General features: G+C 39.0%; 13 protein-coding genes. 8 read left to right on the top strand and 5 right to left on the bottom strand.

The genetic code is table 11. The features are described from left to right. Positions 1-376 precede the first annotated feature (376 nt). Complete coding sequence (locus H6G75_RS31615) at positions 377-4,819, top strand: NACHT domain-containing protein (protein ID WP_190983828.1); 4,443 nt, start codon at positions 377-379, stop codon at positions 4,817-4,819. 146 nt (positions 4,820-4,965) lie between these two features. On the opposite strand, the gene H6G75_RS31610 is transcribed toward H6G75_RS31615, so the two are convergent. From H6G75_RS31610 to H6G75_RS31590, 5 genes are all read right to left on the bottom strand, one after another. Continuing rightward, on the bottom strand, positions 4,966-5,640 hold the full coding sequence (locus tag H6G75_RS31610) for a hypothetical protein (protein WP_190983827.1): 675 nt from the start codon (positions 5,638-5,640) through the stop codon (positions 4,966-4,968). 217 nt (positions 5,641-5,857) lie between these two features. Beyond that, on the bottom strand, positions 5,858-7,108 hold the full coding sequence (locus H6G75_RS31605; protein WP_190983826.1) for a phosphoribosyltransferase family protein: 1,251 nt from the start codon (positions 7,106-7,108) through the stop codon (positions 5,858-5,860). A 36-nt stretch (positions 7,109-7,144) separates the two neighbouring features. Continuing rightward, positions 7,145-8,227 carry a DNA-processing protein DprA gene (locus tag H6G75_RS31600; protein WP_190983825.1) on the bottom strand — a complete coding sequence of 361 codons (1,083 nt, stop codon included), beginning with the start codon at positions 8,225-8,227 and terminating at the stop codon, positions 7,145-7,147. A gap of 287 nt (positions 8,228-8,514) precedes the next feature. Beyond that, entirely contained in the window at positions 8,515-9,453 is a 939-nt protein-coding gene (locus tag H6G75_RS31595; protein WP_190676534.1) for a hypothetical protein, read from the bottom strand. A gap of 170 nt (positions 9,454-9,623) precedes the next feature. Beyond that, complete coding sequence (locus H6G75_RS31590) at positions 9,624-9,962, bottom strand: helix-turn-helix domain-containing protein (protein WP_190983824.1); 339 nt, start codon at positions 9,960-9,962, stop codon at positions 9,624-9,626. Between the two features lie 174 nt (positions 9,963-10,136). Between H6G75_RS31590 and H6G75_RS31585 the strand changes: the two genes are divergently transcribed. From H6G75_RS31585 to H6G75_RS31555, 7 genes are all read left to right on the top strand, one after another. Then, positions 10,137-11,072, top strand: a complete 936-nt coding sequence (locus tag H6G75_RS31585; RefSeq protein ID WP_190983823.1) for a hypothetical protein — start codon at positions 10,137-10,139, stop codon at positions 11,070-11,072. A 135-nt stretch (positions 11,073-11,207) separates the two neighbouring features. Further along, entirely contained in the window at positions 11,208-11,531 is a 324-nt protein-coding gene (locus H6G75_RS31580; RefSeq protein WP_190983822.1) for a hypothetical protein, read from the top strand. Beyond that, complete coding sequence (locus H6G75_RS31575) at positions 11,524-11,721, top strand: hypothetical protein (RefSeq protein WP_190983821.1); 198 nt, start codon at positions 11,524-11,526, stop codon at positions 11,719-11,721. Before H6G75_RS31580 ends, H6G75_RS31575 begins: the two co-directional genes overlap by 8 nt. Positions 11,722-11,746: 25 nt before the next feature. Next, positions 11,747-11,944, top strand: a complete 198-nt coding sequence (locus tag H6G75_RS31570) for a hypothetical protein (protein ID WP_190983820.1) — start codon at positions 11,747-11,749, stop codon at positions 11,942-11,944. A gap of 104 nt (positions 11,945-12,048) precedes the next feature. After that, positions 12,049-12,861 carry a hypothetical protein gene (locus H6G75_RS31565; RefSeq protein ID WP_190983819.1) on the top strand — a complete coding sequence of 271 codons (813 nt, stop codon included), beginning with the start codon at positions 12,049-12,051 and terminating at the stop codon, positions 12,859-12,861. Between the two features lie 87 nt (positions 12,862-12,948). Further along, positions 12,949-13,203, top strand: coding sequence for a hypothetical protein (locus H6G75_RS31560; RefSeq protein WP_190983818.1), 255 nt, complete (start codon positions 12,949-12,951; stop codon positions 13,201-13,203). After that, positions 13,200-13,658: a DUF1392 domain-containing protein gene (locus H6G75_RS31555; RefSeq protein ID WP_190983817.1), complete on the top strand. Its 459-nt coding sequence runs from the start codon at positions 13,200-13,202 to the stop codon at positions 13,656-13,658. The genes H6G75_RS31560 and H6G75_RS31555 overlap by 4 nt, the downstream gene beginning before the upstream one ends. Positions 13,659-13,780: the final 122 nt, after the last annotated feature.

The raw sequence follows: 13,780 nt of genomic DNA, 5'->3' as shown, positions 1-13,780 counted from the left end.
CTCCTAAAAATTCAAGATTCTCAATTTAGGGCAATGCTGAGAGTGCTAAACACTTTTGGTGGCTTATCCATTTCTGTACTCCAACTCTAGAAGCACTAGCAATTTCTCCTCCACAGCAGTCAAATAACTCCGCTTCAGCTTCCCTAACGACTCCAAAAACCTCCGCACCGACTCCTCCAGTTCACTCAAATACACCCGTGAAATGCGTAGACGCGCTCTTCGGCTTGCCGTCAAGCATCGCCAATATGTGGCATCTGTTAGCAATCTCTAATGCTTGAGAAAGTGTAAAAGAAAAGTGTCGTTGATAAAATTAATATTTTAATAGTTATTAAGCGTTATTTAGCGCGAATACCTGGGGCATTTTCGGGGTGAAGTAATGATTTCAATTAACTTGGATCTAGTCATCAGCGCAATTACTAGCGTTGCCAATCCTCTAATCAAGGAAAAAATTCTGCGCTCCGAGACAGTAATTAAGTTACTCCAGCAGTTTTACCTTGATCCAGAGCATCCACCTGCTGATTTTAGTGCTGTTTACGCTTATGCCCTGGTGGAATACGGGATAGGAAAACCAAAAGCATTTCTCGAATTATTCCGCCATGAAACCATAAAAGTAGCTTTCCGCAAGGCATTAGACCATAACAACCCTTCAATTGTGCTTTCGGAGGTAGATGCTTTTCTCAATACCTACAGTCTGGGCGATGAAATTAGAACTTTGGGACTAGACGTAAGACGCGAAGTAGCTGCATTTGCGACTGTATTTATTGAAGTTGCAAAACGCACTCGCACACCTGCTGATGTTTTGCTGAATCAGAGAATTGGTTCTCTGCATCAACGGATTGCAACTATCACTGAACAACTAGACAGATTGCCCACGCTGGAAGGAATTCGGACAGAAATCGCACGCTTGACAGCAGAAACTCAACCAGCCTTACCATTACCAGCAACGGCAACTGAGAATAAATGCAGAGCGATCGCCTTAGCTCAACAAATGCGCGGTTGGTTTGAAACTTTAGGCTATCGATTTGAGAAATATGAAATTTGGGATGATTCATTTTTTGAGTGGATTATTAATGTTCCTGTTAGGCGTAATCGATATGATCGGATTCTTGTACGTGGCATAGAAGGTGAAGTTCAACTCAGCGATGTCATAGCTTTGCAACAGTCAACCCAAACACAAAGAGTAGATGAGGGATGGTTAGTAACAACTCGCCGTATTTCTAAAGCAGCAAGAACAGAGACTCAAAAGCCTGAGAATAGTCATCTTGCCTGTTATACTTTTGATGAATTGTTAGCGCAGGATGCAGATTTTAGCAGTTATTTAGATTGGCTAGAATCTGAAGTAAAAAGGAAAAAAATTGACACACAGTATGTTCCTTTAGCCTGTAAAAAAGAAGAATTAGACCCTGTTAGTAAAAATCAAATAGCTGTTAGCTATTACGATGAATCAGACGGTTGGATTGATGGCTATATCGACCGTTGGCTACATGATCCAGTTAAAGAACATATTTCTATACTTGGGGAGTTTGGTACAGGTAAAACTTGGTTTGCTTTACACTATGCTTGGGTATCACTGCAACGCTATCGAGATGCTCAAAAACGAGGTGTTGAACTTCCTCGATTGCCTTTAGTAATCCCATTACGGGATTATGCCAAAGCCGTAAGTGTAGAGTCACTGTTTTCTGAGTTTTTCTTTCGCAAACATGAAATTCCTCTACCTGGATATTCTGCCTTTGAACAACTCAACCGTATGGGTAAATTATTACTCATCTTTGATGGCTTCGATGAAATGGCAGCACGGGTAGATAAGCAAGAAATGATTAATAACTTTTGGGAACTAGCAAAGGTAGTAGTTCCCGGTTCTAAGGTGATACTTACTTGTCGTACGGAGCATTTTCCCGAAGCGAAGGAAGGAAGGGAATTACTTAATGCAGAATTGCAAGCATCAACTAAAAATTTAACTGGTGAAACACCTCAATTTGAGGTATTGGAATTAGAAAAGTTTAGTGATGAACAAATTCAGCAAGTGCTGTCATATCAAGCTGAACTGACAACAGTTGAGCAGGTAATGAGAAATCCACAATTACTAGACTTAGCTCGTCGCCCAATTATGACTGACTTAATTCTAGAAGCATTGCCAGATATTGAAGCGGGTAGACCTGTGGATATGGCAAGGGTCTACTTGTATGCAGTGCGAAGAAAAATGGAACGAGATATTAAAGCAGAACGCACATTTACCTCCCTAGCAGACAAACTCTACTTTTTATGTGAGCTATCTTGGGAAATGCTATCTACTAATCAGATGAGCCTGAACTATAGGCTTTTTCCCGAACGCATTCGGCGCTTATTTGGTTCGGTTGTGCAAGAAGAAAAGGATTTAGACCATTGGCATTATGACATGATGGCACAGACAATGCTTGTACGAAATGCTGATGGTGATTATACCCCGGCTCACCGTTCGCTACTAGAGTTTTTTGTAGCATACAAATTTGCCGCAGAGTTGGGGGCATTAGCTAGTGACTTTACAGAATTAGCTCAGGCTCAATCATGTTTAGACATAAATACAACGCCTGTTGATTATACTTGGTCTGGTTATTTTTTACGTCAATTAAATGATATTGTTGCGCCGCTAAAAGCATTTACAACTGAATCTTTTGAGAAGTTAAGAGAAAATTTTGGCAAAGCACCACTCACAAAAGCTGTAATGGATTTGCTTGTGCCAGTATTGAGTAATCATGAGTCTCTTATTAATGTGATTGAAGCCACAAGAGGTAGAACTGAGGATGAAGTTGGTTACATTGGGGGAAATGCAGCGACGTTAGCAGTGAAAGTAGATCGGGCTGCATTGGAAAAGAGAGATTTAAGTGATGCAGTTATTAAAGCAGCAGATTTCAGTAGTGCGAGTTTGCGGGATGTCAATTTTACTAAAGCTAATTTCATTGATTCTGGGTTTATCAAAGACTTTGGCGCAGTTTTCTCAGTTGCATACAATTCAGATGGTCAGTTTATAGTTACTGGCGATGGAAATTGCATTATTCGCTTATGGGAAGTTTCTACTGGTAGAGAAGTATTAACTTGTAAAGGACATACTTCTGGAATCTTATCAGTTAACTTTAGCTCTGATTCTAAAACTTTGGTTAGCTGTAGTTACGATGGAACAATAAAGCTATGGAATAGCAATAATGGCAAATGCTTAAAAACTTTGGAAGGACATAACTCTGCTGTAAATTCTGTGGTGTTTTGTCCTAGAAATAAAATTTTGGCTAGTGGTGGTGCCGATACAACCATAAGATTATGGGATATAGATACTGGTCAATGTTTCCAAATTTTAGAGGGGCATACTAATTCAGTACAATCAGTTGCCTTCTCTACAGATGCTAAGATGCTTGTCAGTGGAGCTTCAGACAATACCGTAAGGTTATGGAATACTCAAACTGGAAAATGTTTGAAAATTTTAGATGAACATACGAAAACAGTGCGTTCAGTTGCTTTTAGTCCAGATAGTCACCTGCTTGCTAGTGCTGGTTACGATACAACTATAAAATTATGGGACATTCAAACAGGTGAATGTAAGTTAACGTTACAAGCACATAACCATCCAATATTCAATATTAGTTTTAGTCCTAATAGTAAAATACTTGCTAGTAGTAGTAACCAAACAATAAAACTTTGGGATATGAACACGAAAAAATGTCTTCAAATATTTGAAGGTCATTTTAATATAGTACGTTCAATTTCTTTCAGCCCAGATGGTAACTCTCTTGTTAGTGGTAGCTATGACAAAACAGTAAGGTTTTGGAATATTAAAACTGGTGAATGCTTAAAGATTTTACAAGGCTATAGTAATTGGGTAAACTCTATTCTTTTTAGTTTAGATAGCAAAAATTTGGCTAGTGCAGACGATTTGGCAGTAGTTATATGGGATATAAGCACTGGTGAATCTATCAGAACTCTACAAGGTCATACTCACTGGGTACAGTCTATTGCTTTTAATCAAAGTAGTATGATACTTGCCAGTGGTAGTGCCGATCACACAATCATATTATGGGACTTTCAAACCGGAGAATGTTTGAAAACTTTAAGAGGGCATCGTGGTTGGGTACAATCTGTTGCTTTTAATCCAGGCAATCAATTACTTGCCAGTGGTAGTGCCGATGGAACTATAAGATTATGGGACGTTCAATCCGGAGAATGCTGGAAGGTTTTGCACTCGGATTACTCAATACGCTCAGTTGCTTTTAATTTAGATGGCAAAATACTTGCGAGCGGTCTTGCAGATGGAACAATAAGACTATGGAATATCCATACAGGTGAATGCCTTAAAACTTGGCAGGTAGGAAATAATGTTGGTACACGTTCAATTGCTTTTAGTCTTGATAGTCAAGTTTTAGCTAGTGGAATGTCTAACGCAAGTGTTGGGTTATGGAATACTTCCACAGGTGAATGTTTAAGAAGTTTACATGGGCATACTGACTCAGTATTAGCTGTTGCCTTGAGTTCAGATGGTAAAATTCTAGCTAGTGGTGGAGATGATCAGACTGTAAGACTTTGGGATATTAACAGTGGTGAGTGTCTGCAAATTTTGCGAGGTCATTCTCTTTGGATTCGCTCAGTTGCCTTTAGTTCAAACGGTAGCATAATTGCTAGTTGCAGTTGTGATAGCACGATTAAACTTTGGAACGTTGAAACAGGAGAGTGTTTGAAAACATTAATCAGTAGAAGACCATACGAAAATATGAACATTACAGATGTTAAAGGTTTAAGCGAATGTGAAAAAGCCACGCTTAAAGCATTAGGTGCAGTGGAATATGGTAGAGAATAAGCTAGACACAATATCCCATTAGTAATGATAGACAAAGCCATAGTGTCTACATAAAGCCGCAGCATTTTGAAGTGATCATCACTTGGACAAATAGCTAACGATGCACCAGCACCTACCCATACATCTGAGTTCGGAGCGGTTAAGATTTAGCCGCTAGTGCCAATAAGTAGCGAACGCATATCTGAATCATAGGACTCATAGCTTTTCCAACCAATTAAACCTACAATGTTAGTTGAAAAGTTGATAATTAATCTACTTTCAATATCAAATGCTAAATCCCTAAAAAATTGGTCTTGCTCATCATCATAGCTTGCAATCAGATTGAAGATAGTCGTATTTAGTCCACTAAGCTTTTCCTCATCTATATGATTAAACTGATTACGACCAGCATAAATTATTAATCCTATAGGCACGTTACGAACTCTACGACCAATACAAAACCTAGCAACTTTAGGCTTTATAACTGAACTTAGAATTTCTGGCAAGTCTTCAGCTATTTCTTCATTTGTAGAAAATAGTTGGATTCCCATTGAAGCTATTTGCAACAAAGAACCACAAAGTGCTGCAATTGCAAAGCTTTCTGCAAAATACTCTTTTTGAGCCTGAAGTGATAACTTTATTGCTGTTTCATTTTCCAGTAACCAATTATCATAAGCTTGCTTTCGAGCTTCTAATATTGCTATTGAATCAGTTAAATTACTGCTGAAATTGAAAATTGGTCTTGGTTTTTTAAGAAAAATTTCATTATATGAATTGATCCCATCAAAAAGCTTCAAAACTGCACTTTTTGTAGCTATAAGATACTCTTCTGGTGAATCCATATTTTAGGTAAATAACATTAAATATAACAATTTTAATCTTTTTCATGATTTCATCACCCCCAACACCCCCAAAATCTCTCTAACCCCTGCCTTCTCTCGCTCCATCTGCTGAACGCGCTTCAGCAAACGCTTGGGGATATACTTCGATGACTTGAGGGTGCGATCTCTCTGGTTCCAAAACACGAGATAATATCACTCGTTCTAAAAATTACTTTTATTAAATACCTGTTGGCCACTGCCAATTATCATACTCTGACAATCTAGAATCAATTTCTTCAGGAGCAAATGGATCTAAAACATATTTTTTATATGGATGTCTAGTAACAGAATCTACAGCTAAAAATCTATTTACTTGAAATGGGTTAAATTTAGAAAAATCTTGTATTTGGGCGTAGTCGGTGTTAATTGTTTTTAACCAGGACAGAGAAATTACTTTAGCCCCTGTTTGCTCAATATATATACGAGCAGCTTCTAATGAATAACCTTTTGTGCAGATATCATCAACAATAAGAACAGTTTTACCTTTTTTTACAGGGCAATTTTTATATGGTTTATCACCAGCACCTCTAGGATTGAATGGGTATTGGTTAAGCCTAATTGTATTCAATTGGTTAAGATGATCAACCTGTTGACCTGAGCTTCTAGCAAAAGCTGATTTTGTTGACTGGGTATGACGAATTACTAAATCCCGTAAATAGGCTTTATTAAAGCACTTTGTAAATATTACCATTGGCTCTTCAATTACATTAAATGTTGAGCCTTGCTTATGTCCAGGATAAGGAGCTACCAAATCAATTCGTTTATGCAATCCTGAAAAATAAATAGTAGATAGTAAATATTTTGTCCAAAAATCTGGATGTCCGGCTCCAAACTTTACTGTATTTTTTGCATCTTCTGAATAAATTGCAAATTCTGGTTTATGAGTACTGTAGGGGCCAAGCGAATAGTATTCCAGTCCTTTTTGATTGATTGAGTAATGCCAAAAATGTTTACGTAAACAAAAGATATCAATAAATCGGGCAACATCATGAGGTGAATCAAATTCAAAACCATAGCTAATATTTTTGCAGTACCATGTAGTATTTAGTAGAAGAATACCCCCATTTACTGCTGTTCTCATATCATCAATACTATTACCTAAATATATAGTTTCATTATCATCCCATCCCATTTTTTCTAATACATAATTAATGGCTTCTCTGGAAGGTTTGTAAGGCATATCGCCTCGATTAGCAATATACCAAGGAAAATTACCCCATAAATTTGATACAAAATCTTCTAGTCTTTGATTTCCAATTGTCCAATCACGGTTTGCCATAACTACTGGCTGTAAGCCATTAGTAAGTAAATAGTTAATAAGACGACCTAACTCAAAAATCAAAGAATTATTGATTACTGCATTTGATTCTACCCCAGTTGCAATTACTCCATCAATACTAAAAATTACACCTTTCAAATTTTTATACATAATGCTTCTCTAATTTAAAAATTATTTTTAATACTTTTAAAAAAGCTTTAATTGTTCATAACTCTGCTGGTCTAATTTTTGCTCTGTAGTCTGGAAATCCTTTGTTATGACTTTAATGTTTTGTTCTTGAAGGCTAAAATTACTTGTTTGTTTTTTTAACCTCTGCTTAATAACATTGATAAACAATTGCTCATCTCCCGGAAGCGTAAAAATTTCTGCATCTAATTTTTTAGCCAATATTAATTCTTCATGAGCTTCAGCCCAATCTGGCAATCGGAGACAAACTATCATTTTCTTGGCTTTATTTGCAAAATTAACTGTATGTGCCGTTCCACTTTTCACTTTCCATTCAATAGGTATAACAACTTCAGCTAAACCAGCTTGTAACCTATTTCGATTTACAAAATTCTCAGCACTATAAGATTGATTCGGTAAATATTCAGAAACAATTGCGCCACCATGTTCACAGATATCTTGACGTAATTTTTCGGAACCAGCAGGATAGTTCTGAAGAATACCTGTACCAATAAACGCAATAGTTGGAACTTTTGCTCTAATTGATTTTTTATGAACTATTTGGTCAATACCTAATGCCAATCCACTAACTGTAACAGCGTTAAAATATTGAAGGCAAGCACCAACATAATTAGCTAAAAATATTCCATCTTCAGATGGTTTTCTAGTTCCTACAATAGCTAAAGCTGGTTTATGTAAAATAGAAATATTACCTTGAACAAATAGCCATTTCGGAGGATCAGCTATCTCACGTAAAGTTTGTGGAAAATCTTCTTGCCCAAAATGAATAACTTTAATACCTTGTGCATCAAGATTATGATACAGCTTAACTCCTTGCTTCCATAATTCATCACGCTTTTGTAACCAGTTTTCACCTATTTGGTTAGCGATTTGGCTGGTATTTTTACATTTAGATTGCAATAAATAATTAATAAATTCAGCATTTGATTCAGCCTTGAGTATCTGCTTGAACCCTAGTCCTGATAGAGCAATACTTCTAATAGTCCAATATCCTACACCCTGCAACAATGACAAAGTGAGCAGAGATACTGTCTCTGCTACCCAATAATCTGTTTTGCTGTTGACATTACTATTTGCCATCATTGAATAAATTGGTTAGTCAGTCATTGAACTACTTAAATTTAGGTTAAACATTTTAGCTCCCAAACCAAATCATTACGTTTAAATTAATTTATATATTATCATAGTATATTTATACTAATTTGTTGGTTCATAATCTTACTGTTTCAAAATCTATTACTATCCTTGTGTTCTATAACAGCACCAGTATAATTACTAATATCATTATTTGCTGTGCCAAAAGTCGTTTTGCTATCTTAACCAAACCATACCCTAGTTCATGAACATCTGAATGTGATTCAATGTAAGCATTAGTCATCCTTGCGATGAACATTTGCCTCCAGAAAACTCAAAAGCTCCTGCTCAAATGCAGTCAAATACGGTCGCTTCATCTCTCCCAGATATTTCAACACAGCCCTACCAGCTTCTTCCAAGTTCTCGCTCTCTCGCAACCCCCGAATGCGATCACACACCTCCTGCATCTGCTGACACTCCTGGGGCAGGTAATTGAATGACCGCAAATGCTGCACCCCAACAATCACTTCGCCATTCCAAGTTTTCACCGTGCAACTAAAGTCATTCACTTGAGCGACAATCGCCCAACACCCAGCTTTGCCTCGGAGGTCAGGGTTGTCCTTTACAAGAATTTGGCAGACTTCACCGACTTGGTAGGTGTTGGGGATTTTGGTACGTTCCATGATTCTTTGAACCGCATTTTTGACAACACGACCTGTAGGCACTTTACCACCAGCTTCTTCAACCGCAGTTTGCCACACTTCCCACTGCTGCTGCGATTCTAGCTTGGTCATGGGTCTGACTTGCCCTTCACTTGTCGGCAGAATTTGCGTCCCGTTTGTTGTCAAATCCTCAACCTCAGAATTTTGACAACAAATTGTTGTCAAATTTTCGTAGACTTGGGATGCTGCAATCAAATAATTTGACTTTTGACGGCTGTGGCCAAATCTATCACGACAGTATTCCTCAAAGGTTTTATGCGTGGATCGGTAGAGTCGGCGATCGCGCAGTTCCGCCAAAGCCTTACCCGCCTCAAAAAATGCTCTTTCAACTCTGCGTTCAAGATGTAGGCGATCGCTTTGTTCTTCTGGGGTTAATTCAGGGACTTCAACAGCAGGAACATCAATGATTGCAGAAGCTGGGTCTTCGGAAGGGGCGATGTCTGAGTTGAGCGATTCTGGGTTGCTGGATGTGGCAGAGGTAGATTTTGTGGGCTTATGGGGTGGGGTGTTCATGCGCCTACCTCTTCTAGCTCAGGACAATTTGCTCAAAATCTGTCTGCACTTGATCTTGAGCAAGGTAAATAAATGTAATTGCTGATTGAAGAAGAAAAAAAGATAAATAGAAGGATTGACAGTGCTAGAACTAATCATCAAAAGCTGTAATTGCCTTTGATGAAACACGCTCATGCCGATCTCCTTTCAAATGGCAACACTATTCCATCCAATTGATCTGCTGATTGCTTGCGAGAGTGTTTTTGAATCTCCGGCATTTCGTCAACTTCCGATATTAGGTTGTCAGCCAATGCTTCAAGCCCAGGCTCATCATCAGGAAGCCAAACCAAAAATTCCCCTGGCTGAACTTTATAAGTAGTACAAATTTTGTCTAATACACTGCCCGTAGGGATGTAGTTGGGGTCATTGCATAGTCGATAAGCAGTATCTCTGCCAAGTTTAGTGTCTTGCCAGAACTTATATCGGCTGATGCCTTTCTCTTCAATAAATTTTTTGATTTGATTTTGCACTGTCATACCTCCATAATCTCATAATAGATACTATACCCTAGAAATGCGAATACGCATATTGACACTATTACTTAAAAATGCGAATATAAAAGCATAACAAAAGGCAATGCCCTCAGCCTCGGAAACTTTGGAAGCAATCGCCTTTTGTCCCACATATTTATGGAGATTCCCATCATGCCACATACCACCCCCGCCCAGCAACCGCCCGTCCGTTGCACCCTACCGCACCTCAAAAGAATTGCTGCCCCCGACGAACAAGCGATTGCTCAAGACGAACTGAATCAGTATGTTGCGGAGCAAGCCGAAGCAATAGCTCCAGAAGAATTAACAGTAATAGAAATCAACCCCCACCATTTCGAGATTTTTGCTGGTAAACAGTTAATCGCGTACATCAGCTACGACAACGCCGAGTTCGTCACGCAGCCTTGGGTAGTAATGGTGAACGGTGTAGAGATGTTCCGCCACAATACACAAGCTCGATGCTTCCGTTACATCGAATGGCATTACAAAGACGGGACACTACCGCTACCCTTACCTGCACCAGCGCAGTTTCCAGAAGTCCCCACAATTACCGAAATCTCCTTCTACGACCAAGAGGCTTCTGTTGATGATCAATTGGTAGCCAGCGTTAGCTACGACCATGAGAATTACCAGGATTTGTTCTGGTGTGTGCTGGTGAACGACGTTGAGATTTTCCGGGATACTAAACCTGAGCGATGCCACAGTTACGTCAAGCAGCAGTACCAGCAAGGCACATTACCAGTACAACAAGCATTTGAAGAACCCTGCACCACGGGAAACGAAATCATGGTGCAGATTTTCAATGCCTGTGAACAGCACGGTTTGGAACTGCTTGATGATGGCATTTACCAAGATGACAAGAAATTAGGCGAAGTTGGCTTTACTGACGGCAACTGGTGGTTCATCCGGGCTGCTTCAGGACAGCAGAAGGTGGCGTGTAGTTCGGCAGATGAGGCTGTGCGAATGCTGTTGGTGGTTGAAGCTGGGAATTGGGAGGACTTGTTAGATAAGCCATTTGACCAACTCAGTCAACAGGAATGGCGGCTTTTGATGGAGTCTGAGCCAGTGCGGGAATTAGTTGCAGTGTAAGGAAAGAGTGGGCTTTTATACCCACTAACTTTATCCAATGATTTACCAGTTCCAAATATAACCACCTGCAATTGGGGCAAGCCTCAGTAATTGTGTCCCAATTGCTCACCCATCCCTTCAACCATCAACAAATTTATGCAACCCACAATATCAATTCCACAAGACTGGGAATACCCCAGATTCATATTCGGTCAGCGTACACAACAAGGAATCGTAATTGGCTTAGAGTACAAGCCTGCTAATACACAATTAGCCCACGAGTACGGTAATTCTTGGCGTTATACGGTACTGCCCGACAAACATTCAGATGAAGTCCACCATTACTCTGAAGACCAACTTCAAACGCTTTCCATTGCAGAAATACAGCAGCAGCTACAAGCTGAGATTGACGAACATCAACAGCAAATCAAAGTACTTCAGCAGCAATTGACGGCAATTGGAGGTTCAAACGATGGCTAAAGTTTTCGATCCTTACATTGAGAGAACTGCTGCTAGATTGCTGCGATCGCTGCGTGGTTCTGGTGGTTCTATACCTCTACACCGTGTTCAGTTTTCACAAGCGATTATTCAGTATTTGTTGGACAAGAAACAGGCACAAATAAAAAACACCGGACATGGATTTGTACTGTCAGTTATTAAGCAGTTTTAGTTGCAGATAGAAGGAGCAAATCAAAATGGATTTACCAGATTTATTGCTATTAGTTGAATCTGCAAAATATCTGATATCTCAAATAGAAAAACATCCTGATTACCAAGCACTTGACTATCAGCCAGATTTAACAATTGGGGATGCTCGAACAGCACTGTCGTATTTGAAATGTGAACTAGAAGTAAATCAACAGCTTTCTATTAACTTAGAGACTTCATCATAAAAAGACGAACACCTGAACCAGCCTTTTCAGGTGTTCGCCAATTATTTCAGGTATGGGTCACAGAAAAATTATTATTGCACACTCAATAAATGCAGAGGTTAAGGATGAGTAATGAAATCAAACTAGGCTTTTGCAATCCACCAGAACCAGTTTATCTTTATGTCAAAAATGGTGAATCAAACGGTGAATCATATCTTTGGTATCACTTCATCATTGACCAAGATAAAACTATTCCAGTTCAACAACGTGGATTAATAGGTTATCTATCAGAACTGCGAGTGACAGCCAAAGAATTCAAGGGTAAGGACAATATTAAGTTAGAAATTGTTGTGACATCTGATGAAGTTTACATTATCCGAACTGGCATAGATACGAACTTTGCCAAAACGTTCTTATTATCAGCATCACTTGTACAAGATTTTTCTAAACCCCTGATTATTGCTGTTACTGCTGGTGAAGAAAATACCGTTTTCTGTCGATTGTATGATGCCACTACCAAAGTCAGAATCCGCAGAGAATGGAATGCAAATGCTGACTGGGGTGCAATCATTACCGAAATTCAATCTCGCTTGGGTACATCTACATCGCTTCCCTTAACACCAGAACAGCCGCCGCATCCCCAAGATTTACGAGTGAAACAGATTCGGACTTTGTTGAATTATCCCCTTGATTTGGTCAAAGAGTATTTGCAATTTCAAGATGTTGACCGTCCAAGTTTACTACCTGTCAGCAAGATTGATTCTCTCGTAAAAACCATGTGTTTGGCATGGGCGGCTGACAAGTTTGAAAACCCTAACGATGCTGAATCTTCGTATCAAAAACAAGTGATTGACGCGATCGCAAGTGAGGTTGATGAAGTAGTAGCAATCAAGACTTGGATGCAGCAGTTACAAGGGGTAAAAGCTGGAGTGGCTTGACTAAGGAAATAAGTCTCCCAAGTTTTTTGCACTCCTGAATTTTGCTTTTTAAACCTTCTCTCGGTATCGAATTTTAGAGAGGTATGTATGACTAAAACTTTAACTAGTCCAGAAAATTATACCTGCCATCAAATCGCCAGTATTCTCTCACTGAATTTATTAACTGTTCGCCATTGGATTCAAAGAGGCTGGCTCAAAGCAAATCAAAATTCTCCCAAATACTATCAGGTGAAACCGGGAAACCTCAAACAATTTCTCGAAAACCCACCACATCAGATTAAAAAGCGTATTTCATCTCTTGATTCCAAAGCTATTAATCATTTGTTGGGTAAAACAGTATGAAAGAACAAATTACAGATTTAGAAAGATGCTGGTTTTTATCCCCACCTTGGGGACAAGCTATTCCACCTGTTGAAGTCAATGTGTTAGAGAAAGTCTACATCAAAGACAACAGAACATTCGGCTACTGCTTGGGTGTGCAGTGGTATGGCGATTGCTGGAATTACATTATTGAGATCAAAAATGATTTCATTTATGCAACTAAACATCAAATTATTGCCACTGGTAATATACAACCCAGAACTGTGAAAAAACCTTCTTTCGTGTTGGGAGAGCGCGTACTGTTGAAAATTCCCAATCACGGCACAAAGCAAAGGCTAATCCTGGGGATTGAGTTAATCGAGAAGTCCTGGTTCTATCTGGTGGAATTGGCATTACCTACTTTTAAACAACCACTCATCACCACCAATCGCTTTTCTTTAGTACGCCAAGAAGACTTGGTGCGAGTGAATATCTAAGTCCACACTCAACACTTTGTACTCATCACACAAATAAAACTATGTCACAGATTGAAATCGCTCAAATCATCGAACAGATAAAGCAAGAAATCACTGTTGACTCGAATGGACATAAAAACACC

The sequence above is a fragment of the Nostoc sp. FACHB-280 genome, assembly GCF_014697615.1.
Taxonomy (GTDB): Bacteria; Cyanobacteriota; Cyanobacteriia; order Cyanobacteriales; family Nostocaceae; genus Nostoc_B.
This window is presented reverse-complemented; position numbering and strand designations above follow the sequence as displayed.

Bases quoted from the DNA above. Each gene is read 5' to 3' on its own strand.
- H6G75_RS31615 (WP_190983828.1), top strand. From the start codon at position 377: ATGATTTCAATTAACTTGGATCTAGTCATCAGCGCAATTACTAGCGTT.
- H6G75_RS31610 (WP_190983827.1), bottom strand. From the start codon at position 5,640: ATGGATTCACCAGAAGAGTATCTTATAGCTACAAAAAGTGCAGTTTTG.
- H6G75_RS31605 (WP_190983826.1), bottom strand. From the start codon at position 7,108: ATGTATAAAAATTTGAAAGGTGTAATTTTTAGTATTGATGGAGTAATT.
- H6G75_RS31600 (WP_190983825.1), bottom strand. From the start codon at position 8,227: ATGATGGCAAATAGTAATGTCAACAGCAAAACAGATTATTGGGTAGCA.
- H6G75_RS31595 (WP_190676534.1), bottom strand. From the start codon at position 9,453: ATGAACACCCCACCCCATAAGCCCACAAAATCTACCTCTGCCACATCC.
- H6G75_RS31585 (WP_190983823.1), top strand. From the start codon at position 10,137: ATGCCACATACCACCCCCGCCCAGCAACCGCCCGTCCGTTGCACCCTA.
- H6G75_RS31580 (WP_190983822.1), top strand. From the start codon at position 11,208: ATGCAACCCACAATATCAATTCCACAAGACTGGGAATACCCCAGATTC.
- H6G75_RS31575 (WP_190983821.1), top strand. From the start codon at position 11,524: ATGGCTAAAGTTTTCGATCCTTACATTGAGAGAACTGCTGCTAGATTG.
- H6G75_RS31570 (WP_190983820.1), top strand. From the start codon at position 11,747: ATGGATTTACCAGATTTATTGCTATTAGTTGAATCTGCAAAATATCTG.
- H6G75_RS31565 (WP_190983819.1), top strand. From the start codon at position 12,049: ATGAGTAATGAAATCAAACTAGGCTTTTGCAATCCACCAGAACCAGTT.
- H6G75_RS31560 (WP_190983818.1), top strand. From the start codon at position 12,949: ATGACTAAAACTTTAACTAGTCCAGAAAATTATACCTGCCATCAAATC.
- H6G75_RS31555 (WP_190983817.1), top strand. From the start codon at position 13,200: ATGAAAGAACAAATTACAGATTTAGAAAGATGCTGGTTTTTATCCCCA.